We start from the raw sequence: 22,193 nt of genomic DNA on the forward strand, positions 1-22,193 counted from the left end.
TCACAGACCCCCTTTACGAAATTCCCGCGCCTTGGCCACCAGGGCAGGGGCCCAGCCCGGCGCCGCCAGGGCGTGCAGGTGGCAGTAAGCGGCCAAAGTCGAACGGTAGATCGCCCCGTCGAAGGCGCCGTTTATGCCGTAGCCCCGCTCCACCGCGAAGCCGAAAAGCGTGCTGGGGGAGAGATCGAGCGGCCGGGAGTGGTGAAACTCGTGCCCCAGAAGCCGCTCCCCGGCCGGAAAGAAGGGGTTGCCCCCCAGCGCCCGGAGGCGCATGTAGCCGTGCCCGCTCGGCCGGTCACTGAAGGTGATGTCGAAAGGGAAGACCCCTGCCATGGCGTAGCGGTGCCCCCGGAAAATTAGCGAGCGGCTCAAGTACATAAGCCCTCCGCACTCGGCGTAAATGGGCATACCCGCCTCCGCCGCCTCCCGCACCCTCCGGCGCAAGCCTTCGTTCGCCTCCAGGCAGGCGGCGAAAATCTCCGGGAAGCCCCCGCCGATGTAAAGCCCGTCTACCGGTGGAAGGTCGTCTTCCAGGGCGTTGACGAAGCAGAGCTCCGCCCCCGCCGCCTCCAGGGCTTCCAGGTTCTCCGGATAGTAGAAGCTGAAGGCCCGATCGCGAAAAACCCCCAGGCGCACCTCTTTTCTGCCCGCAGGGGACCCGGCCGGCAAGGAAACGGCCAGAGGCGCAGCCCGGCGCGCCAGGGCCAAGATTCCCTCGATGTCCAGGTACTTCTCGGCCAGCTCCCGCAAAACCTCTAAGATCTCCGCCTCCCGCTCCTCCTCCCCCACCGGCACCAGCCCCAGGTGCCGGTCGGGAATGGCGGCCAGGGCGCACTTAGGGAAAACCCCCAGCACCGGCAGGTGGCAGAAGCGCTTTATGGCCTCGCGCAGCATGCGCTCGTGCCGGGGCCGGGCCACGTGGTTGAGTATAACCCCGCCGAGCTCCAGTTCCGGGTCGAAAGCCTTGAAGCCCAAAACCATGGCCGCAGCGCTGCGGGTCATGCGTGTGGCGTTGACCACCAGCACTACGGGAGAGCGGATGATCTTGGCTATTTCCGCCGTGCTGCCGCTCCCCTCCAGGTCCACCCCGTCGAAGAGCCCCATGGCCCCTTCCACCACCGCCACATCCGCCCCCTGCGCGCCGCGGGCAAAGACCTGGGCCAGGGTTTCCCGGGAAAAGAAGAAAGCGTCCAAGTTGCGGCAGGGGCGCCCCGCCGCCCGGCCCAGCCAGCCGGGATCGATGAAATCCGGGCCCTTTTTGAAGGGCTGTACCGTCAACCCTCGCGCCCGCAGGGCGGCCACCAGACCCAAAGTGATGGTGGTCTTGCCCGAGCGCCCCTGAGGGGCCGCCACCACCAGACGCGGTATCGTACAGACTTCCGGCATGAGCTAAAACCTTCCTCACTTTAAAACCTTACCCGGGCACAAGCTCTGCACCCGGGTAAGGTTGAGCTCCACTTTTCGGTTTTAAACCTCGCCTTACACGCAACCGGTAGGCTTGGGCAGTCCCGCGATCTTGCAGGCCCCCTTAGCCGGACCGGTGGGGAAGAGTTCGTAGATCTGTTTGAGGCTGAAGCCCGTGTCCTTACAAAGCTTGCGGATCATGGGGGCGATGCCGTGCTTGAGGTAGTAGTCGCGGATGTAGTTGACCACCTTCCAGTGATCCTCGGTCATTTCCGGCACTTCCTCCATCTTGGCCAGCTCCTTGGCCAGCTCGGGAGTCCAGATGGAGGGATCCTGGATGAACCCGTCCTCGTCCACCTCGATCTTCTGGCCCAGCACCTCGATGTACGGCATACCTTTCCACCTCCAATAAGATTTTTGGGGTTTTGCTTCCTAACCGCAATTATACCTGGCGATGACCCTTGAAGTCCAGCGCTGCGCCTACCAGATCGATGAGCCCGTAAAGTTTCACGTCGAGCTTGTGTTCGGGGATCATGGCGTGGAACTGCGCCTTGCAGATGGAGCAAGGAGCGCAGAGCACCTTGGCCCCCGTGGCCCGGATCATGTCCGCCTTCTTCTGCGAGAACTTGATGCGCAGCTGGTACATCTCCGGGTCGTCGAAGAGCACGCCAGAACCGCCGCCGCAGCAGAAGGTCTTTTCGCGGTTGGGGTTCATCTCCCGCACCTCGGTGACGGAAGCGTAGAGGTCGACCCGCAGGTTTTCCACCAACCCGCAGGCTCGGGCGTAGTTGCAGGGATCGTGCAGCGTCACCGGCAACCCTTGGGCCCGGAAGTTGTTCTTTGGATTGAGCTTGAGCTTGCCCGCCTTGATGTAAGCCGCCACCTCGTCAAGGATGTGGGTGATGGGCACCCGCATCCTGGTCGGGTAGTCGGACATGGTGGGGATGTACATCTTGGCCGCCCGCCAGCCATGTCCACACTCGCCCCAAACCACCTTCTTTACTCCCAGGCGCGCCACCTCTTCCCACACCCGGTTGACCAGCTCCCTCTGAACGCGGGTCTGGTCGGAGAGATAGCCGAAGTTGCCCGCCTCGGTTATGCGGGTGGAGATGGTCCAGTTGGCCCCGATGTACTCGAAGAACTCGGCCGCTCCCTTCAGAGTGTCCGGGTTGAGGAAGAAGTCGGCTGAGGAGGGGACATAGAGGATGTCGGAGTTGGGCTTATCCACCGGGAACTCGATGCGAAAGCCCCTTTCCTCCTCGATCTCGTCCGAGAGGAAGTCCAGGGTGTCGACGATTCCCGAAGGAGTCAGGGCCATGTGGTTGCCGGTTCTGAGGATGGCCACGTCGGTGGCGGCGTGGAGCTTAGGAATCATGCCGATGTTGTAAAGGATCTGGCGCCCGATCATGGTGACCTCACAGGTGTCGATGCCGAAGGGGCAGACGTGGCCACAGCGGCGGCACTCCGTGCATTGGTAGTAGTAGCTGAACCACTCCTCCAGAGTGCGCATGGAGATCTCCTCGGCGCCCACCAGCTTGCCGAAGAGCTTCCCCTGCACGGTGAAGTAGCGCTTGTAAACCTTGCGCATGAGGTCGGCGCGTCCCGCTGGGATGTTGTTGGGGTCTTTGGTACCCAGGTAGGTGTGGCAGTGCTCGGCACAGAGCCCGCACTTGACACAGGACTCCATGGCCATGACCAGCGAGCGCCGCTCCTTGCGGTAGTAATCGAGCCACTTTAAAGCTTCGGCGGGCTTTTCCTCGTCAGGCACGGGCACCAAGTGAAGCCCTTCGAACTCTTTGGGCCCCGCCTTCACTGGCTGATTCAATCCGTCCACTAACGGCATACCGCCATTTCACCTCCTTTAGTCGAGGCGCAGCTTGACACCAGGAAGCCCGAGGGGGGCCTCCTTGTAGGGACGGTTCACAATCCAGCGCTCCCACATGATGCCGAAAGAGTGCATTAGCTTGGAGAAGGGGAAAACGATCATGAGCAGCTGCACTAGCAGGAAGTGAGTGAAGAAGAACCAGTTGTCCGGGAAGGGCTGGGGATTAAAGGTGAAAAGCCCCGCCAAGAAAGTTCTAGCTTCAGCGTAGGTTACTCCCGCCCCTTCCACCAGGCGCATGTAGTTACCGACTCCGGAAATGGCCAGCAACAACAAGAGGTGCAGGTAGTCGCTGGTAGAAGAAAGAACCTTCATCCGGGTAAGGGTCAGGCGCCTTACGAGCAGGTAGACAAGCGCCACAAAGAAGATGATACCGAAGAAGGTTCCCAGGAACTCCGAGGCGTGCTCGCTCTGCGCTTCCGTGATCAGCCAGGGGAAAAGCAGGTGGAACTGCGTTCCCAGGGTGTAAATGCCCAGGACGTGCCCGCCCAGGATGGAGAAGAGCGCCACGTGCATGGGCCACGCCCCCACCCAGAGCCAGGGATCAAACTTCAAAACGTTCCAGAAGAACACCATCTGCCACAAAATCCAAAGGATGGCCGCCACCCAGTTAGAAGGAAAGGGCGAAAGGGTAATATTGTGCACTATACGGGCGATCATCCAGCGCCAGATGCGCCAGACGATGCCACCCAAGAAAAGGGCCACCGTGAAATAGGGAAGGATCTGCACCAGGAAATACTTCATTTTTGCACCCCCTTTGGGCCCGCTGCCCCCATAAAAGCTCAGTGGCAGCTCTCTCTCCTAAAAGCCTATACCTCCCGAACCGAAGGAGCACCCGTGGGGCAAACCGTCACGCAGGTCTCGCACCCCATACAGGCCGTGGGGTCGGTAACCCGCGCCTTGCCTCCCTCCAGCACCAGGATCCCTGCCGGGCAAGCTTCCGTGCACTCGCCGCAGCCTTCGCACTTTTCCTCGTCGATGGTTACCATGAACATCTCGAAGCCAACCTCCTCGTTAGATATTTGGACTTTTAGCTAGAAAAAACTTCACCGCTTTATAGCTTGACCGCTCTCCCTTCCCTTTCACCTCCTGCTTTCTCTGGCAGATAAACAAGGCTAATTCTATACCTCTTATTCGGCTAATTCGCTGATATTCCTGCTCGAGAAACCGGACTTTTTCCCGACAAAACAAAGCTCGCTTCAGTGTTTGGACCACTCTTCGATGAGGATCCGGGCCTGCCAAGCCTCGGGGGCGTCGGGCGCTAGCTTAAGGAACTTCTCCAGATCCCTCACGGCAGCCGAGTAGTCCTTTTTCCCGTACCCCAGAATCAGCCCCCGGTAGAACAGAGCTAGCTGGTGATTGGGGTTCTCCTGCAGAACCGCCTCCACCTGCTGGTAGGCGGCATCGTACTTCTCCTCCGCTAAGTAGATCTCCGCCAAGCTAAGCCTGGCGTTGGTGCTATCCGGGAAAAGCTTCAGCACTTCCTCGTAGACGCGGGTGGCTTCCGCCAGCTTCCCTTCCTCCCGCGCCTTCGCCCCTAGCTCCAGGAGCTTGGCCAAGTCCTTTTGAGCCACCGCCCGGCTAAACTCCTCCTGCCAAGAAGAAGCTTGCGAGGCCTGCGCGGCCCTTTCGGGGGAAGGAGGAGCCTCCGGCAGCTTCGGAGGGAGAGAAAACCATGTGAAAGTGGAAACTATAAGCCCGACCGATAGAACCAGGGCAAGAAAGCCCAAGATCAGCTTACTTCCCCGCCCGCGAAGCTTAAGCCAGAACATTTTCCCACCCCAAGGCAAGTTCCCTACATAACAGTATAGTACCCCGTCAGGGGACGGGGAAGGCGGGAAACATTTACGGCAAGTAACGCTGCGGGTCGCGAGGCACCCCGTTAACGATCACCTCGAAGTGTAAGTGGGGTCCCGTGGCCCGTCCCGTCATGCCGATGGAGCCTATCCGCTGCCCCTGTACCACCCATTCCCCCACGCCCACGTAGATGGCGCTGAGGTGAGCGTAGCGGGTTACCACCCCACCGCCGTGATCGATGTCCACCGTCTCTCCGTAGCCAGCGTACCACCCCGCCCTGATCACCCTGCCGCTTGCCGCCGCTATCACCGGAGCTCCGTAGGGGGCACCGATGTCGATGCCGGTGTGAAAACCTCCCCAACGTGGGCCGAAAGGAGAGGTAATGGGGCCGCTGGCCGGCCAAATTAAGCCGGAGTGCCCGCCACCACGCGAGGCCAAGAGAATGCGCCGCCCCAGCCTTTCCACCTGGGCCTGGGGAGGGGTAATCTCCCTGGTTTCCACCAGACGCCGACTGATCTCCCGACCGTTCTGGGCCACCACCTCGTAAACTTTCTCGCACTTACCCGGAACCCCAGGCTGAACCACTTCTACTTTGCCTGGTGGCAGTTGGTCGGTGTACTCCTTTTGCACCGGGAAAGGCACTTCCTCTTCACGGCGCTCGGTGTAGCTCTGTACCACCGTGAGGTAGGGGCGCTCCCGCACGAGCTTTATCTCCTGCCCCGGTTGCAGGTGCCAAGGATCGAGGTTGGGGTTGCAGGCGATGATGTCCTCCACACTCAGTCCCAGCGAAACGGCCAGATCCCAGAAGGTATCTCCTTCCTTGATCGTGTACTTTTCCTCCACCCGCTCTCCTTCCTTTACCAACTTCAAGGCCTCCGCCAGGGTCATGAGCTTCCCCAGCGGCACCTCCTTTTTGACGAGACTTATCTTTTCGGCAAAAGAGGCGGGTACTCCGGGTTTTACCGTGTAAAGCCTGCGCACCTCTTCTAAAAAGGCCCTGGCCGTCGCCTCGTCAGAGAAAAAGAAGCAGGGTCTGCCGTTTACCTCTACTGCCACCGCCTCGGCACAAAAAGAAAGGCGCCCGCGCAGCCTCTCTTTTAGCTCCGCCAAGGAAAGAACCTGGCGGCACGGCCACCACAGGCGCCGGTAAGTAATTTGGTCCTTCAGCTTCACTTTTCCCGGTAGCCGCGTGGTCTTGGCGAGCTCGGCCACCGCCGCCTGCACCACGGCGGGTGAGGCCACCACTCCTACCGGATAACCGTTGACTTCAAGAAGCCAGCCTCTTCCTGCCCACCACCAAAGGAGTAAAGCGCCGGCCACGCCCGACAGAATCGCTACCGCTAACCCCCGCTTCCCCAGAAACGACTTTAAGCACGCTGACCGCAAACTCCCACCCCATCCCCTGAATTGAGCGGTAAAGGTCTGCCTCTCTCTTTCGCTTTTTGTCACATGATGTCAGAAGCAGCTAAACAGCGCTTGTTCAAGCCTTACTTAGTTTATTATATGGCTTTCGGCGAATTTGACAAGACCCAAGCTTTTTTGTGCGCCAGCGCGTAAAGAGCGCACTCCAAGCGACGCCGCATGAGCGCACACCCTAAAGAATAGGGCTTGAGCAAGCTGTCATTAGTGAAGTAGGCAGCGGCGTGGCAACCCCCGCCGCAGAGGAAGCGCGCCCAGCAGGAAGAGCAAGGGGTCTTGCGGTAAATGTGAGCGTGGCGAAACTCATCCACCAGATCAGGTCGGGTAAGTCCCTCCTTCAGGCTGCCCAGGCGGAACTCTTCCTTCCCCACGAACTGGTGGCAGGGGTAAAGGTCGCCCTTAACGTCCACTGCCACGTAAGAGAAGCCCGCTCCGCAACCGGTAAGCCGCTTGTTGAGGCAAGGGCCTCCGGCCGGGTCGAGCTCGAAGTGAAAGAAGTAAACTTCTTCTCCCCTCCGCCACCGCTCGAGATACTCGCTCAGCAGCTCCTCGTACTCGGCCAGCAGCCGCGGCAGGTCCTCTTCTCTCAAGGCGTGAGGGGCCGAAGGAGGGGCCACCACCGGTTCCAGGGAAATGTGGCGGAAGCCCTGCTCCACCAGATGCTTAAAGTCGCGGGAGAAGTCCAGATTCATGCGGGTGAAGGTCCCGCGCAGGTAGCAGTAGGAGGAGCGGGGGCGGGAAGCCCAGTTTTGATAGCAGCGGCGGATATTGGGCAAGACCCGTTGGTAAGAGCCCGTACCGTCGGGGAAGCGGCGGAAGCGATCGTGCACCTCGGGCCTTCCGTCGAGGCTTAAAACCAGGTTCACCTCTTCCTCCAGAAGAAAGCGCTCCTTCTCCTCGTCGAGCAGCACGGCATTGGTAGTCAAGGTGAAGCTGATCTCCTTACCCAGCTCCCGCGCCCTTTGCTTGCCGTAGCGCACAGTGGCCACCACTACAGGAAAGTTTAAAAGGGGTTCGCCGCCGAAGAAGTCTATCTCTACTGCACGTCGGGGTCCGGCGGACTCCAACAGGAAGTCCACCGCCGCCCTGGCCACCTCTTCCGGCATGATTCCCGCCGCACCGTAGTCCCCTTCACCGGCGAAGCAGTAGCTGCAGCGCAGATTGCAGGCCTGGGCTACCATCAGGCACAAGGACTTAGGGGCAAAGGGGGGCGGTTCGTAGAGGGAGGAGAAGTGGTCAGGGGTGAAGAGAAGCCCCTCCGAGCGTAGCTCCTCTACCTCCCGGCAGGCTTCTTCCAGTTCCTTACCCTCAGCCCGAGGGTCCTTCCCCTCCAGCAGCAAAGAGAGCACCCGCCAGGCGGCTTCATCTAGCTGGTGTAGCGACCCGCTCACCGGATCGAAGGCCAGCTTTTCCCCGCGCAGGCAGAAAAGGTGAACCACTCTTTTTCCACCCCTTCCACACAAAAAGGGCGGAATAAACCGCCCTTTCTCCGTTTTTAATTATCCCGGAAAAGGCTTACTTAACCTGCTTGCAGCTCTGGTTGCCTACCGTGCAGGAGGTCTTGCAGGCCGACTGGCAGGAGGCCTGGCACTCGCCGCAACCGCCCAAGCGAGGCTTGCTTCCCGCAACCAAGGTCTTAATGTGCCGCTTCATTCCCTCTCAACCCCCTTTAGCTCACGGAGATTATCTTATAGCCCATGCTTTCCAGTTCCCGCGCCAGGTCCCGCGCATCGGGAATGTTAAGCCTCAAGGTCAGGTGGTAAATTCCCGGCTCCCGCTCTAGAGTGGCCAGGCTGCGGATGTTGACCCCCTTCTCGCGGAAGAAGGAGGTTATTTCCGCCAGCACCCCTATGCGGTCGGTGGCCTCAATTACTAGGCGCGAGCCCGCTTTGCGCAGGTTAAAGAGGCGCACCAAGGCTTCTACCATGTCCGTCTGGGTGATGATGCCCACCAGCTGCCCCCTCTCCAGAACCGGCAGGCAGCCTATCTTGTGCTCCCGCATGATCAAAGCGGCCTCTTCGATGGGAGTGTCCGGTGTGGTGGTTATAGGATTTTTCACCATGGCTTCAGCCACAGTGAGTTTGGCCAGGATGTAATTGAGCTCGTATACGCTTAAGGTGGAAGCGGGCGAGGGGGAGATGCGCAGGAGCCCGCGCTCGGTGACTATGCCGATGAGCTTACCGTCCTGCACCACGGGAAGGTGGCGGATTTTGTGCTTGTTGATGATCTCCAAGGCTTGAAAGATGGGGGTGTCCTTGGTGATGGTTATGGGGTTGGCCGTCATGCAGTCACGCACAAACATTCAGCCACCCAACTCCTTTCCCCGGCGGCCGAAGCCAATTTCTTTCCTCATTATACTTTTCTTCCGCGGTGAAGGCAACGGTAAATAATGGAAAGCAACGGATTTCTACTTCCACCCGAAGCCGACTTGGCTTATACTTTTGGCAAGGGGGTGAGGCTTGATGGACCAGGAGCTGACCGCTTGGGCCTTGAGGCTTCTGCTCTGGGGTATTTTACCTGTAATCATCATAGCAAGCGTTATCGCCGCCGGAACCAAAAAAAGTGCCTAACGAAAAGGCCTCCCGCGCGGGAGGCCTTTTACTGGTCTAAAAATGGAGCGGGCGACGGGGCTCGAACCCGCAACCCCCAGCTTGGGAAGCTGGTGCTCTACCTTTGAGCTACGCCCGCTTTTATTTGGTGACCCCACCGGGATTCGAACCCGGGTTTCCGGCTTGAAAGACCGGTGTCCTAGGCCTCTGGACGATGGGGCCACCAGGTCAATACTTATTTTAGCCGAAAAGCCGAGCCATGTCAACGACCCGAAAACTTTCGCTTCCCGGGTCCGGCACACCCAGGGGCCCCATTGTCCAGAACCGGGAGCTACAAAATTAGCGTACTCGGCTGTAAGCCCTTTCCTTGGCCGCCGCCGGCAGGTCGTGGCCCCCGTCCGCCACCACTGCTACTTCGATGCCGTACCGGGCCGCTACGCTAGCCCGTACTTCCATAGCCTCTAGCAGGCAGTCAAAACGCCCCAAGACCACTTTGTAACGTCGGCCGCCCCGACACCAGCCAACTTTGCCTACTCCAGCAGCCGCGCCACCCAGTTCACCAGCCACCACTGCCCCTTTACCTTGCCTGAGCCGGGATACGCTCCACCCCGCCCATATAGGGGCGCAACGCGGGAGGAATAACGACCGAGCCATCCTCCTCCTGATAGTTTTCTAGGATGGCGGCCACCGTGCGCCCCACCGCCAGGCCGGAACCGTTTAAAGTGTGGACGAAAGCGGCTTTGGCCTTGGGATGGGGGCGGTAGCGGATATTGGCCCGTCGCGCCTGGAAGTCGCCGAAGTTAGAACAGGAGGAGATCTCTTTGTAAGCGCCGTAGCTGGGCAGCCACACCTCAATATCGTAGGTCTTGGCCGCTGCAAAACCCAGGTCACCGGTGCAGAGCACTACCACCCGGTAGGGAAGCCCTAGGCGCTGCAGTACTTCCTCGGCATCCGCCACCAATTTCTCTAACTCTTCTTCCGACTGCTCTGGGCGACAGAACTTTACCAACTCCACTTTGTTGAACTGGTGCTGGCGGATGAGCCCCCGGGTTTCCCGTCCCGCCGCTCCCGCCTCGGCCCGGAAGCAAGCGCTGTAGGCCACGTACTTGAGGGGCAACCGATCCCCGTCCAAGATTTCTTCCCGGTGCAGGTTGGTCACCGGCACCTCGGCAGTGGGTATGAGGTAGTAATCCTCCCCCTCCACCTTGAACATGTCCTCGGCAAACTTGGGTAGCTGCCCCGTTCCCACCATGCTCTCCCGGTTGACCAGGAAGGGAGGGAAGACCTCCTCGTAGCCGTGTTCGCGCGTGTGCAGGTCAAGCATGAAGTTGATGAGCGCCCGCTCTAAAGCCGCGCCCAGCCCGCGGTAAAAGACGAAGCGCGTCCCAGCTACTTTCACTCCCCGGGCGAAGTCGAGTACCCCAGTGATCTCGCCTATCTCCCAGTGGGGACGAGGAGGGAAGGAGAAACGGCGCGGCTCCCCCCAGCGCCTGATCTCGACATTGTCCTCGGCGTCCTCGCCGTAGGGAACGGAAGGGTGAGGAATGTTAGGGATCTCCAGTAAGCGCTCCTGGAGTTCTCGCTCCAGCGCCCCCACTTCCTTCGCTAGTTCCTCGATGCGGCTACTTAGGTCCCGCATGGCGGCTATGAGTTCCGCGGCCTCGTCCCCGGCCTGCTTGCGCCGCGCTATCTCCTCCGACACCCGGTTGTGCTCGCTGCGGAGCTCCTGCAAGTAAGTGAGCTTTTCCCGCCAGCGAGCGTCCACTGCCAGGAGCTCGTCCACCAGGTTTTCCGGGTAGCCCCGGCGGCGCAAGGCCTCCTTCACCTCTTCCGGCTGCCGACGAATGAATTTGAGGTCCAGCACTTCCCCTCGCTTCCCTCCCCGAAGCTCACCGAAACTTTTGTCTAGAGGTAGAGCATCTTCACGTCCAGCACGTTCTCCACCTTGGCGATCTCCCGCAAGGTCTCCTCAGGCACCGGGCTGTCCACCGAGAGGAGCATAATAGCCCTGCCCCCTATCTCCTTACGCCCCACCTGCATGGCGGCGATGTTGATGTCGTGGGCCCCGATGAGGGTTCCTATGCGCCCTATGATACGGGGCCGGTCGAGGTGCGGGATGAAAAGGATGTACCCCTCGGGTACGGCGTCCACGCGGTACCCGTCTATCTCCACCACCCGCGGCTCCCTACCCCGCACCAGGGTGCCGGCCACAGTGTGCTCCCCCTCCGGAGCTTTCACTTTGACGCTTATGAGGTTAACGTACTCCTCTTCCTGCTCCTGTTTGCTCTCTTTCACTTTGATGCCCCGCTGCTTGGCCACCTCCGGGGCGTTGACGTAATTTATGGTGTCCCGCAAGGCCACGCTCAGGACCCCTTTGAGCACCGCAGTGGTGAGCAGGCTCACGTCGTAGCGGGCGATCTCTCCCGAGTAGTTTATCTCCACCTGGTTTACCCGGCCGCTTACCAGCTGGGCAGCAAAAAGCCCCAGTTTCTCCGCCAGCGGGAGGAAGGGACCGACGACAGGAAGAACCTCCGGCCGTAGGTAGGGAAGGTTGACGGCGTGGCGCACAAAGCCACCGCGCAGGGCGGTGAGCACCTCTTGGGCGATGACTTCGGCCACCGCCAGCTGGGCCTCCACCGTGGAAGCACCCAGGTGAGGAGTCACCACCACGTTGGGCAGGGAAAAGAGGGGGTGCGAGGTGACGGGCTCCTTTTCGAAAACGTCGAGCGCCGCGCCGGCCACTTTGCCCTCCTTCAGAGCCTCGTAAAGGGCCTCCTCGTCCACTATCCCGCCCCGGGCGCAGTTGATGAGGCGCACGCCGGGCTTCATCTTGGCAAAGGCCTCGCGATCGATCAAATGGTAGGTCTCTTTGCTGAGGGGGATGTGGATGGTGATGAAGTCCGCCTCCCGCAGTAAAGTGTCCAAGGGAACGAGCTTCACCCGTAGATCCCGTGCCCGCTCCTCAGGGATGTAGGGGTCGTAGGCGATGACCTTCATCTCCATGGCCTGCGCCCGCTTGGCCACCTCCGAGCCTATGCGGCCTAGACCAATTATTCCCAGAACCTTGCCCCGCAATTCCACGCCGATAAAGGACTTGCGATCCCAAACTCCCGACTTGGTGCGGGCGCAAGCCTCGGGTATGTTGCGGGCCAGGCTCAGCATAAGCCCGATGGTGTGCTCGGCTGCCGCCACGGTGTTAGCCCCGGGGGCGTTGGCCACAATAATTCCCTTAGCCGTGGCGGCCTTGACGTCGATATTATCCACTCCTACGCCAGCCCGGCCTATGACTTTGAGCCGCTTGGCCTTCTCCAGCACCGCCGCCGTCACCTTGGTGGCGCTGCGCACGATCAGGGCATCGTATTCTCCAATGATCTCCTTAAGTTCTTCTTCGCTGAGGGTGGGGCGAAAATCTACTTCCACATCCGGCGCTTCCGTTAGAGCTTTTAGCCCCTCAGGGGATACGCCGTCGGTTACCAGCACCCGGTACATTTACTCCTCTCCCTCCTTCGCCAAAACGGCCTGGGCCTGAGCTAGTCCTTCTCCCAGCTTAAACTTAAACCCGAAGCGGTAAAGCCCCAGCTCCAGCGCACCCAGAGCCCCCAATATGTCCACCGCGTCCACGTAGCCCATGTGGGCTATGCGGAAGATCCTGCCCTTAAGCGGGCCCTGTCCCCCTGCCAGCAGTACCCCGTAGCGGGAGGCTATCTCCTTACGCAACCGGTCCGCCTCTATGCTCTCCGGCGCCCACACGCCGGTAACCACCGGGGAGGCGTACTCGTCAGGCACCATGAGCTCAAGCCCCAAAGCTCTTACGGCCGCCCTCACCGCCCGCGCCAGGAGCCGGTGCTTCCGGTAAACCTTTTCCAGGCCCTCGGCCAAAATGAGCTCGAGCGCCCGGTCTAGCCCCACAAAGAGGGAAACGGCAGGGGTGTAAGGAGTGTTGTACTTCTGCTTGGACTTGCGGGCCGCCAGAAGGTCTAGGTAATAGCGAGGGCTCTTGCTTTCCTCCATCGCCTTCCAGGCCGTTTCACTTGCCGCCACGATAGCCAGGCCTGGGGGCACCATCAAGGCCTTCTGGGAGGCGGTGACCAGCACGTCCACCCCCCACTCGTCCATGCGTATCTCCATGCCGCCGGCGCTCGACACGGCGTCAACCACCAGTAAAGCGCCGTAGCGCCGGGTGAGCTCTCCTAGGCCCCGGATGTCGTTGACCACGGTGGTGGAGGTTTCGTTGTGGGTGGCCAGGACGACTTTGAAGCGCCGCGCCTTGAGCTTCCCCTCCACCGCTTCCAAGTCTATGGTATTGCCCCAGCCAAACTCCATCACTTCCACGTCTCCACCGTAGACTTTAGCCAACTCGGCGAAGCGCTCGCCGAATTTGCCGGTGACCAGGGCCAGAACAGGGTCGCCGGGAGAGACGAGATTGGCCACCGCCGCCTCCATCCCCCCGGTGCCCGAAGAGGTGAGGATGACGATATCGCTTTTGGTTCCCAAAACTACCCTCAATCTTTCCTCCAGACGAGCGTAGAGCTGGGCGAAATCCTCCGTGCGGTGCCCGATGAGGGGCCGAGCCATGGCCTCAGCCACCGCCGGCGGCACCGGTGTAGGGCCGGGAATAAAAAGGCGCGTCTCTTTTCTCATGCCGCTCAAGACCCCCAGATCATCAAAGTTGATAAAAAATAAAACCCGCCCCTTAATAGGGACGAGAGTGAAAAAGAGGGAAGATCAGGCCTTCGCTACCTCCCCCAGGAAGTAGCGGTGCAGGCGCGGGTCATCCGTGAGCTCCGGGTGGAAGGCGCAGGCCAGGAGCCTCCCCTGTCTCACCAACACCGGCTTGCCTTCGAACTCGGCCAGTACCTCCACTCCCGCGCCCACCCGGGTGACAAGGGGTGCCCGGATGAAGACGCCGCGGAAGGGCTTATCCCCCAGAACCGTTATCTGAAGCTCGGCTTCAAAGCTTTCTATCTGGCGCCCAAAGGCGTTGCGCCGCACCGTTATGTCCATCAAGCCCAGGGTCCTCTGCTCGATCCCCTCAATTTCCCGAGCCATGAGGACCATACCGGCACAGGTTCCGAAGACCGGCAGGCCCTCCCTTGCCCTGGCCAGAAGCTTTTCCGCCAGGCCGTATTCGAAAAGCAGCCTCCCGATCGCGGTACTTTCTCCCCCAGGTATTACCAGCGCCTCTATTTCTTCTAGTTCTGCCGGACGCCGCACCAGCCGGGTCTCTACTCCCAGGCGCCCCAAGACCTGAGCGTGCTCGCGAAACGCTCCCTGCAGGGCCAGTATCCCTACCCGCATGGGTTCTACCATCCCCGCTCCTGCAGGCGCTGGTGAGGAAGCAGGGAGGAGGTATCAATACCAGGCATGGGCTCCCCCAGGTCGCGCGAGATCTCGGCCAGCACTTGGGGATCGTCGTAGTAAGTGGTGGCGGCCACTATGGCCCGAGCCCGCTTCATGGGATCCTTCGACTTGAAGATACCCGAGCCGACAAAGACACCGTCCGCCCCGAGCTGCATCATGAGCGCCGCATCCGCCGGGGTGGCGATGCCACCTGCCGCAAAGTTAACTACCGGCAGCCGACCAAGCTCCGCCACCTCCAGCACCAGCTCGTAGGGGGCGCCCATCTCCTTGGCCGCCTTCATGAGTTCCTCCCGCCGCATCCCCTGTAGGCGCCTTATCTCGGCGTTTATGCGGCGCATGTGGCGCACCGCCTCCACCACATTGCCGGTGCCCGCCTCCCCTTTGGTGCGGATCATAGCCGCGCCCTCAGCAATGCGCCGCAGAGCCTCTCCCAGATCCCGCGCACCACAGACGAAGGGAACTTTAAAGGCGTGCTTGTCGATGTGATGCTCCTCGTCGGCGGGAGTCAAAACCTCGCTCTCGTCGATAAAGTCGACTCCCAGCGCCTCGAGAATCTGCGCCTCCACGAAGTGACCGATCCGGCACTTGGCCATCACCGGGATGGTTACCGCGTCCATAATGCGCAGGATGATTTCCGGATCGGCCATGCGAGCCACTCCGCCCGCCGCCCGGATGTCGGCTGGCACCCGCTCCAGCGCCATGACGGCGCAGGCGCCCGCCTCCTCTGCTATCTTGGCCTGCTCCGGCGTGGTCACGTCCATGATCACGCCGCCCTTCAACATCTCCGCCAGTCCCTTTTTGACTGTCCATGTTCCCTTAACCATGGTTCATTACCCCGCCTTTAAACCAAGTCTCTCAGGTCATAGGGTAATTTTAGCGCCTCTTGCCGCCCAAAAGCAACGTCAATCCTCGCCGATCTTGGCCAAGGCCACCACCCGATCCTCCGGCTGCAGGCGCATGAGGACCACCCCTCGCGCTTGCCGCCCCATGACGGGAATTTCCTTGACTTTGAGGCGCGTAAGCCAACCGGCGGCGCTAGCCAGAAGTATCTCTTCTTCGCCTTGCACTACTTCCACTCCCACCACAGGGCCGCTCGTCTTGGAGACGGCTAGGGCGTTGACCCCCATCCCGCCTCTGCCTTGAAGGGGAAAGTCGGCTATCTTCACCCGCTTTCCGTATCCCCCGGCGGTGACCAGCAAAACCTCGCCAGCACCGTCCAGAACCGCCAGTCCCGTCACCCGATCGCCGGGGCGCAACCTCATCCCTCGCACCCCCCGCGCTGTCCGCCCCATGGGGCGCACCTCCGTTGCCCGGAAGCGGATGGCCTTCCCCCCTTCGGTCACCAGGAGAACTTCCTCTTCCGGGCCGGGAAGGGCGGCCGCCACCAGCTCGTCACCGGGATCCAAAGAGATGGCGATGAGCCCCACCCGGCGGATATTGGCCAACTCCCCCAAGGAGAGTTTCTTCACCACCCCCTGCCGCGTCACCAGCAAGACGTATTTATCCTCGGAGAAGTCGGCCACCGGGATGATGGTCGTCACCTGCTCCTCGGGAGAAAGCTGAAGGAGGTTAGGAAGGGCCGTCCCCCTACCGGCGCGCTCCGCCTCCGGGATCTCGTAAACCTTCAGGCGGTGGACGCGACCGGCACTGGTAAAGAAGAGCAGGTAATCGTGGGTATTGGCCAAGTAGAGGTGGCGCACGAAATCGCCGTCCTTAAGCTTGAGCCCCGTCACCCCCCGGCCTCCCCGGTGCTGGCTGCGGTAAAGGCCCTTGTCCTGGCGCTTGATATATCCCTGATGCGAGAGAAGTACCACCACCTGCTCCGCCGGTATAAGGTCCTCGGGCCGGTAGGTGACCTCCTCGTCCACTATGAGGGTGCGCCGGGGATCGGCAAACTTTTCCTTCAGAGCCTTAAGCTCCTCTTTCACTATTCCCCAGACCTTAGCCTCGTCCGCCAGCACTCCCTCCAGGTAGGCTATCTTTTCCTTAAGCTCCCTTAACTCCGCCACCAGCTTCTCGCGCTCGAGGGCGGTAAGCCTCTGCAAGCGCATGTCCAAGATAGCCTGAGCCTGCCTTTCCGTAAGCCCAAAGGTACTCATGAGCCTTTCCTTGGCCGTGGGTACATCGGGAGCCGCTTTGATGAGCTGAACCACGGCATCTATATTGTCCACCGCCACCACCAGACCCTCCACCACCTCTAGCCTCAGTTGGGCTTCCCGGAGCTCGTACCGGCAGCGGCGGACGACCACCTCCTTTTGGTGGTCAAGATAATGCCGCATCGCCTCCTTCAGGCTCAAAACTTCCGGCTGACCATCCACCAGGGCCAGCATGATCACCCCGAAGGTCTCCTCCAATTGGGTGTGCTTGTAGAGGCGGTTGAGGATCACCTGGGGATCGGCATCCCGCTTGAGCTCCACTACCACCCGTATGCCGCTCCGATCCGACTCGTCCCGCAGGTCGGCTATCCCTTCCAGCCGCTTCTCTTTGACGAGCTCCGCTATCCTTTCTAGGAGCCGGGCCTTATTGACCTGGTAGGGGATCTCGGTGATCACGATAAGATTGCGGTTCCCCTTGCGCTCGATGGTAGCCTTGCCCCGCACCACAATCCCGCCGCGCCCGGTGGCGTAGGCTGCCCGGATCCCTTCTCTCCCCAGAATTATCCCGCCGGTAGGGAAGTCCGGCCCGGGAACGTAGCGCATCAGCTCTTCTAAAGAGAGGTCGGGGTTGTCAATAAGCGCCAGCAGGCCGTCGATGACCTCCCCCAGATTGTGCGGGGGGATGTTGGTGGCCATGCCCACGGCTATTCCCGCCGAGCCGTTAACCAGAAGGTTAGGTAGGCGGGAGGGAAGGACGGCGGGCTCCTGAGTGGTACCGTCGTAGTTGGGGACGAAGTCCACCGTATCTTTATTAATGTCGCGTAACATCTCCAGGGCGTACCGGGAGAGCCGCGCCTCGGTGTAGCGCATGGCCGCCGGAGCGTCCCCGTCTATCGAGCCGAAGTTGCCGTGCCCGTCTACTAGGGGGTAGCGGCAGGCGAAGTCCTGGGCCAGCCGCACCAGGGCATCGTACACCGGGGCATCGCCGTGAGGGTGGTAGCGGGCCAGGACCTCTCCGACTATGTAGGCCGACTTGCGGTGCGGCCTATCCGGGGTCATGCCCAGGGTATACATGGCATAAAGAATGCGCCGGTGCACGGGCTTAAGCCCGTCGCGCACGTCGGGCAGAGCCCTACCCACGATCACACTCATGGCATAATCGAGGTAGGACTGCCGCATCTCTTCCGTTATTTCTATAGGAATTACCTTACCCATGCCAGACCTTCACCTCAAAGGTTAGATGTCGAGGTTGCGCACATAGCGGGCATAGCGGCTTATGAACTCGCGCCGCGGCTCCACCTTATCCCCCATCAGGGTGCTGAAAAGCTCATCAGCCGCCACCGCGTCCTCCAGAGTGACCTGGAGAATGACCCGCTTCTCCGGGTTCATGGTAGTCTCCCACAACTGCTCCGCGTTCATCTCGCCCAAGCCCTTGTAGCGTTGGATGGTCACACCGTTGCGCCCCAGGGTACTTAGAAGCTTTTCCAGTTCGGCATCGTTGTAAGCGTAAAAGCTTTCCTTTCCTTTGCGCACCCGGTAGAGGGGAGGCTGAGCTATGTAAACATAGCCGGCCTCTATAAGTGGGCGCATGTAGCGGAAGAAAAAGGTGAGAAGAAGGGTGCGGATGTGCGCCCCGTCTACGTCCGCGTCGGTCATAATGATGAGCTTGTGGTAGCGCACCTTCCTGAGGTCCAGATCTTCCCCGATCCCTGCTCCAATGGCCGTGATAAGGGCCTTTATTTCCTCATTGGCCAGGATTTTGTCAAGTCGGGCCTTCTCCACGTTGAGGATCTTGCCCCGCAAGGGCAAAATGGCCTGAAAGCGCCGGTCGCGCCCCTGTTTAGCCGAACCCCCCGCCGAGTCACCCTCCACGATGTAAAGTTCGGTCTTAGCCGGATCCCGCTCACTGCAGTCGGCCAGCTTTCCCGGCAGAGAGGCGCTTTCTAGCAACCCTTTGCGCCGGGCTAATTCCCGCGCCCGGCGGGCCGCTTCACGTGCCCTGGCCGCCGCCAAAGCTTTCTCCACAATGAGCCGGGCAATACCGGGGTTCTCCTCAAAAAAGCTCGCCAGCCCTTCCCCCACTATCGACTCCACTACCCTGCGCACCTGGGTATTCCCTAGCTTAGTTTTGGTCTGCCCCTCGAACTGGGGATCGGGCACTTTAACTGCCACTACGGCGGTGAGCCCCTCGCGCACATCCTCCCCGGCGAGTTGAAAATTCTCCGGGATAATTCCGTGTCGGCGGCCGTAGTCGTTGACCACTCTGGTCAAGGCAGCTTTGAAGCCCGCCTCATGCGTGCCGCCGTCCACCGTGCGTATGGTATTGGCATAGGAGAAAATACTTTCTGCGTAGCCGTCATGGTACTGCAAGGCGGCCTCCACCACTATTCCTTCGCGCTCGCCGGCCAGGTATATGGGGTCCGGGTGGAGAACCTCCCGCGCCCGGTTAAGATGGCGCACGAAGTCTCTGAGCCCTCCCTCATGGTGGAAGAGGAACTCTTCTCCCGTGCGCTCGTCCTTTAGGACGATCCTCACCTCTGGAACCAGGAAGGAGAGCTCCCGCAGGCGCTGGATGAGGTGATCTTGGCTAAAGACTACCTCCTCGAAGATCTGGGGATCAGGTTTGAAGTGCACCGTGGTACCCGTCCGGTCGGTCTCCCCTACCGCCTCCAGATCAGTTACCGGCCTGCCGCGCTCGAAGCGCTGCCGCCAGATCCTGCCTTCCCGGTGCACCTCCACCTCCAGCCACTCCGAGAGGGCGTTGACCACCGAAACGCCCACCCCGTGAAGCCCGCCGGAGACCTTGTACCCCCCGCCGCCGAACTTTCCCCCGGCGTGCAGGGTGGTGAGAACCACCTCCACCGCCGGCCTTCCTACCTGGGGGTGGATGTCCACCGGGATGCCCCGTCCGTTATCCTTCACCAGCACACTGTTATCCTGCTTGATGACCACCTCGATTTCGGTGCAAAACCCAGCCAGGGCCTCGTCTATGCTGTTGTCCACCACCTCGTACACCAGGTGGTGAAGCCCCCGAGGACCGGTGGAGCCTATGTACATGCCGGGTCGGCGCCTTACCGCCTCTAAACCCTCCAATATCTGGATGGACGAAGCCCGGTATTCTTCCCTTTCTTTTTCCTCCTGTGGCAACTCTTTCCCCTCCGCTCCCTACTCCTCCGAAAGGAAATTTTCCACCCGCCGTTTAAGGGCGCTGCAGGAAAGATAGGTGATGTACACTTTATCGGGAGTTATGACTATCGACCGGCGCTTGCTCTCGCCTGCCAGGTTAATTAGGCGCCCTTCATCGCGCATAACCCGCAAAAACTCCTTGGTGGAAGGAGCCTCTCCTACTTCGCTGCTCAGTATGGCCACGATCTCTTTCCTGTGCACGGTGACGTCTCCGCCTAGGTGAACCAGCATATCCCTTCTCACCCCTAAAGCCTAGTAATCGTCGGCTCGGAGTCTTCCTTGCTCTATAAAGAAGGTCCGACCGGGCAGCTTGAGCTCCGGCTCGGCCGAAGTGACGAACGACTGACGTCCTTCAAGGTAAGAGATCAGAGCTCGACGGCGCTGGGGGTCGAACTCGGAGAATACGTCGTCTAGGAAAAAAATCGTCCTCTCCTTGGTTATCTTCTCTAAAAGCTCGGCTTCCGCCAGCCTCAAGGCCAGCACCGCCGCCCTTACCTCCCCGCGCGAGCCTTTGTAGCGAAGGTCTTCTCCCTCCACCACAAAAAGGAAATCGTCACGGTGCGGGCCCACTAAGGTCTGTCCCAAAACCCTCTCCTTCTCGGCCGAAGCGGAAAGCGCCTTTGCGAACTGCTCCGTAAAGGGTTTATCCCTAGTAGGAGAAACGGCGCTGGTAGCGTAGCGGAGCACTAGCCTCTTCCCTACTAGTTCCCGATAAAAGGAGGAAGTAAGTGGCCCTATCAACCCCAAGCCCTCGACCCGCAACCGGTAAAGCAGAGCGCCTGAGGAAACCAAAGCTTCGGTCCATATCTCCAACTCTTCCTCCCTCTCCCCCGGCAGGCGCAAGAGGGCGTTGCGCTGCTCCAGTGCCCGCCGGTAGCGGGTGAGCACCTCCTCGTAGCCCGGCACGAGCTTGGCCAGAATCCGGTCGAAAAGAGCCCTCCTCTCCGCCGGCGTTCCCGTAACCACCAGGAGATCTTCGGGACGGAAGAGCAATACCACCTTTTCTCCGGGAAAGTCGCGGCGGGAAGCAGGCTTTCCCTGGTAGAGGAGAAGCTTGGTCTTATTCCTGAACCGTACTTCGGTTTCTATCTCTCCCCAGGCAGTTGCCACTTTTCCTTTGACCAGCGCCGTGGCTTCCCCCGTCCGAACGACCTCTTCCTCTCGCGAGGTGCGGAAGGAACGACCGCACAAAACAAAATAAAGAGCCTCCAGCAGGTTGGTTTTTCCCGCAGCGTTGGGCCCCTTTAGTAAGTTTATCCCACTAGAGGGCTCCCACTCAAGCTCGCGGTAGTTGCGGAAGTTACGTAGGGAAAGCGACTTTATCCACAAGCTCCTTCACCTGGAATTTCACACCAAGCGTAGCGGGAGTACCAAGGCCAGGTACTCTCTATAGCTGCCCGAGGTTATGATTATCGGGGCCATGGGACCATAAAGGGAGATCAGCACCTCCGCCTCCCGATCTAGCACCCGCAGGGCATCCATGAGGTAGTCGACGTTGAAGGCCATGGTGAGGTCTTCCCCTTCCGCCCGGCCCCTCACGCTCTCTCTAAACTCCCCCGCCTCACTGCGGGCCTCAAGCCTCACTCCCTCCCCTTCTTTGACCAAGAAGACCGCCGGAACGCCGGAAGCACTGGCCCGGGCTATGACCCGCGCCCGCTCAAGGCAAGAAAGCAGGGCGCCGACGGTTGAAGTAAGGAAAGTCGCGGGAGGGTCTTTGGGCAAGGCTTGCTGCCAGTCGGGAAATTTGCCCTCGATCAGCCGCGACTGGAGCTCCACCTCCTCCCAGTGGAAGGAGGCCGTGGTCTTGCCCAGCCGTATCTTTTTAGGCTCCTCCCCCAAAAGCCTGCCCAGAACCAGGACCTCTCTCAGGTACTGGGCGGGTATCACCCGTGCCTCTGGCTTTGGCTCCTCCCCCCGGCGAAAAACCGCCAGCCGGTGCCCGTCGGTGGCTGCGAAGGCCAGCTCTCCCGAGGGGGAATAACTTATTTCCACGCCGGTAAAGATGGGGCGCAGGTCGTCCGGAGCTGCGGCGTAAAGGACGTAACGCAGGGCATCTAGCACCCCCTCTCCCGGAAACTCCGAGACCTCTTCTACGCTCTGCTCCATCAGAGGGAACCCCGCGGGGTCCATGCCAGCCAGGCGGGCCTCTCCGCCGGGGAAGCTCAGTAGAACCTGATTCGAACCGGCCCGTCTGAGCTCTATCACGGAGTCTTCCGGTAGGCGGCGCACCAGGTCGAAGGCCTCTTTAGCCGGCAACCAGAGCTCTCCTTCCCCCTCCGGGCGGAGTGCGGGGAGCTCTACCTTCACCTGAACGTCGAGGTCGGTGGCGGTGGCTGTGAGTCTCCCCCCCTCCTCTTTCCGAAAGAGTATCCCGGCAAGCTGCGCCATAGAGGGCTTGGAGGGGATGCAGCGCAGACAGACGCTGAGGACTCTTTCCAGATCCTCCTGGCTTATGGTGAACTGCAAGGCTTGCTTCCCCCTTCACGGCTGTTCCTATCA

At 60.6% G+C, this 22,193-nt stretch carries 21 protein-coding genes and 2 tRNA genes; all 23 read right to left on the minus strand.

The annotated features are described in order from the left end of the window. Complete coding sequence (locus DXX99_RS00405) at positions 1-1,386, minus strand: cobyrinic acid a,c-diamide synthase CobB (RefSeq protein ID WP_115791550.1); 1,386 nt, start codon at positions 1,384-1,386, stop codon at positions 1-3. A gap of 93 nt (positions 1,387-1,479) precedes the next feature. Next, positions 1,480-1,797, minus strand: a complete 318-nt coding sequence (locus DXX99_RS00410; RefSeq protein WP_012818192.1) for a TusE/DsrC/DsvC family sulfur relay protein — start codon at positions 1,795-1,797, stop codon at positions 1,480-1,482. A gap of 49 nt (positions 1,798-1,846) precedes the next feature. Next, positions 1,847-3,247 carry a (Fe-S)-binding protein gene (locus tag DXX99_RS00415; RefSeq protein ID WP_115791551.1) on the minus strand — a complete coding sequence of 467 codons (1,401 nt, stop codon included), beginning with the start codon at positions 3,245-3,247 and terminating at the stop codon, positions 1,847-1,849. Positions 3,248-3,265: 18 nt separating this feature from the next. After that, positions 3,266-4,030: a respiratory nitrate reductase subunit gamma gene (locus tag DXX99_RS00420; RefSeq protein ID WP_115791552.1), complete on the minus strand. Its 765-nt coding sequence runs from the start codon at positions 4,028-4,030 to the stop codon at positions 3,266-3,268. A gap of 65 nt (positions 4,031-4,095) precedes the next feature. After that, complete coding sequence (locus DXX99_RS00425; protein ID WP_115791553.1) at positions 4,096-4,281, minus strand: 4Fe-4S binding protein; 186 nt, start codon at positions 4,279-4,281, stop codon at positions 4,096-4,098. Between the two features lie 204 nt (positions 4,282-4,485). Further along, entirely contained in the window at positions 4,486-5,058 is a 573-nt protein-coding gene (locus DXX99_RS00430) for a tetratricopeptide repeat protein (RefSeq protein ID WP_115791554.1), read from the minus strand. 73 nt (positions 5,059-5,131) lie between these two features. Then, a complete protein-coding gene (locus tag DXX99_RS11980; protein ID WP_134642916.1) occupies positions 5,132-6,469 on the minus strand; it encodes a peptidoglycan DD-metalloendopeptidase family protein in 1,338 nt (445 codons plus the stop codon). Positions 6,470-6,582: 113 nt separating this feature from the next. Next, positions 6,583-7,941 carry a thioether cross-link-forming SCIFF peptide maturase gene (gene scfB, locus DXX99_RS00440; RefSeq protein ID WP_115791556.1) on the minus strand — a complete coding sequence of 453 codons (1,359 nt, stop codon included), beginning with the start codon at positions 7,939-7,941 and terminating at the stop codon, positions 6,583-6,585. A 76-nt stretch (positions 7,942-8,017) separates the two neighbouring features. Further along, a complete protein-coding gene (gene scfA / locus DXX99_RS00445) occupies positions 8,018-8,155 on the minus strand; it encodes a six-cysteine ranthipeptide SCIFF (RefSeq protein WP_115791557.1) in 138 nt (45 codons plus the stop codon). Positions 8,156-8,171: 16 nt separating this feature from the next. Then, entirely contained in the window at positions 8,172-8,804 is a 633-nt protein-coding gene (locus DXX99_RS00450; RefSeq protein ID WP_115791558.1) for a CBS domain-containing protein, read from the minus strand. Positions 8,805-9,115: 311 nt separating this feature from the next. Further along, positions 9,116-9,190, minus strand: a tRNA-Gly gene (locus tag DXX99_RS00455). Positions 9,191-9,197: 7 nt separating this feature from the next. After that, positions 9,198-9,273: transfer RNA gene (locus tag DXX99_RS00460), tRNA-Glu, on the minus strand. Positions 9,274-9,390: 117 nt separating this feature from the next. Next, positions 9,391-9,618, minus strand: coding sequence for a hypothetical protein (locus DXX99_RS11295; protein ID WP_165847634.1), 228 nt, complete (start codon positions 9,616-9,618; stop codon positions 9,391-9,393). Between the two features lie 10 nt (positions 9,619-9,628). Beyond that, positions 9,629-10,915 (minus strand): serine--tRNA ligase, encoded by a 1,287-nt coding sequence (gene serS, locus DXX99_RS00465; protein ID WP_115791559.1) that lies wholly within the window; start codon positions 10,913-10,915, stop codon positions 9,629-9,631. Positions 10,916-10,956: 41 nt separating this feature from the next. Then, the gene (serA, locus tag DXX99_RS00470; protein WP_115791560.1) at positions 10,957-12,540 is read right to left on the minus strand and encodes a phosphoglycerate dehydrogenase; all 1,584 of its coding nucleotides are present in this window, start codon (positions 12,538-12,540) and stop codon (positions 10,957-10,959) included. Beyond that, on the minus strand, positions 12,541-13,692 hold the full coding sequence (locus tag DXX99_RS00475) for a pyridoxal-phosphate-dependent aminotransferase family protein (RefSeq protein WP_115791561.1): 1,152 nt from the start codon (positions 13,690-13,692) through the stop codon (positions 12,541-12,543). Positions 13,693-13,776: 84 nt separating this feature from the next. Beyond that, complete coding sequence (pdxT, locus tag DXX99_RS00480; protein WP_115791895.1) at positions 13,777-14,349, minus strand: pyridoxal 5'-phosphate synthase glutaminase subunit PdxT; 573 nt, start codon at positions 14,347-14,349, stop codon at positions 13,777-13,779. A 5-nt stretch (positions 14,350-14,354) separates the two neighbouring features. Beyond that, entirely contained in the window at positions 14,355-15,236 is an 882-nt protein-coding gene (pdxS, locus tag DXX99_RS00485) for a pyridoxal 5'-phosphate synthase lyase subunit PdxS (RefSeq protein ID WP_115791562.1), read from the minus strand. A 78-nt stretch (positions 15,237-15,314) separates the two neighbouring features. Continuing rightward, positions 15,315-17,723: a DNA gyrase subunit A gene (gene gyrA / locus DXX99_RS00490; RefSeq protein ID WP_115791563.1), complete on the minus strand. Its 2,409-nt coding sequence runs from the start codon at positions 17,721-17,723 to the stop codon at positions 15,315-15,317. Between the two features lie 21 nt (positions 17,724-17,744). Continuing rightward, complete coding sequence (gyrB, locus tag DXX99_RS00495) at positions 17,745-19,655, minus strand: DNA topoisomerase (ATP-hydrolyzing) subunit B (protein ID WP_115791564.1); 1,911 nt, start codon at positions 19,653-19,655, stop codon at positions 17,745-17,747. A gap of 18 nt (positions 19,656-19,673) precedes the next feature. Then, positions 19,674-19,925, minus strand: coding sequence for an extracellular matrix regulator RemB (remB, locus tag DXX99_RS00500; protein WP_115791565.1), 252 nt, complete (start codon positions 19,923-19,925; stop codon positions 19,674-19,676). 21 nt (positions 19,926-19,946) lie between these two features. Beyond that, positions 19,947-21,023, minus strand: a complete 1,077-nt coding sequence (gene recF / locus DXX99_RS00505; protein WP_115791566.1) for a DNA replication/repair protein RecF — start codon at positions 21,021-21,023, stop codon at positions 19,947-19,949. An 18-nt stretch (positions 21,024-21,041) separates the two neighbouring features. Further along, a complete protein-coding gene (gene dnaN / locus DXX99_RS00510; RefSeq protein ID WP_115791567.1) occupies positions 21,042-22,160 on the minus strand; it encodes a DNA polymerase III subunit beta in 1,119 nt (372 codons plus the stop codon). Between the last annotated feature and the right edge of the window lie 33 nt (positions 22,161-22,193).

The sequence above is a fragment of the Ammonifex thiophilus genome, from assembly GCF_003368535.1.
Taxonomy (GTDB): domain Bacteria; phylum Bacillota; class Desulfotomaculia; order Desulfotomaculales; family Ammonificaceae; genus Ammonifex; species Ammonifex thiophilus.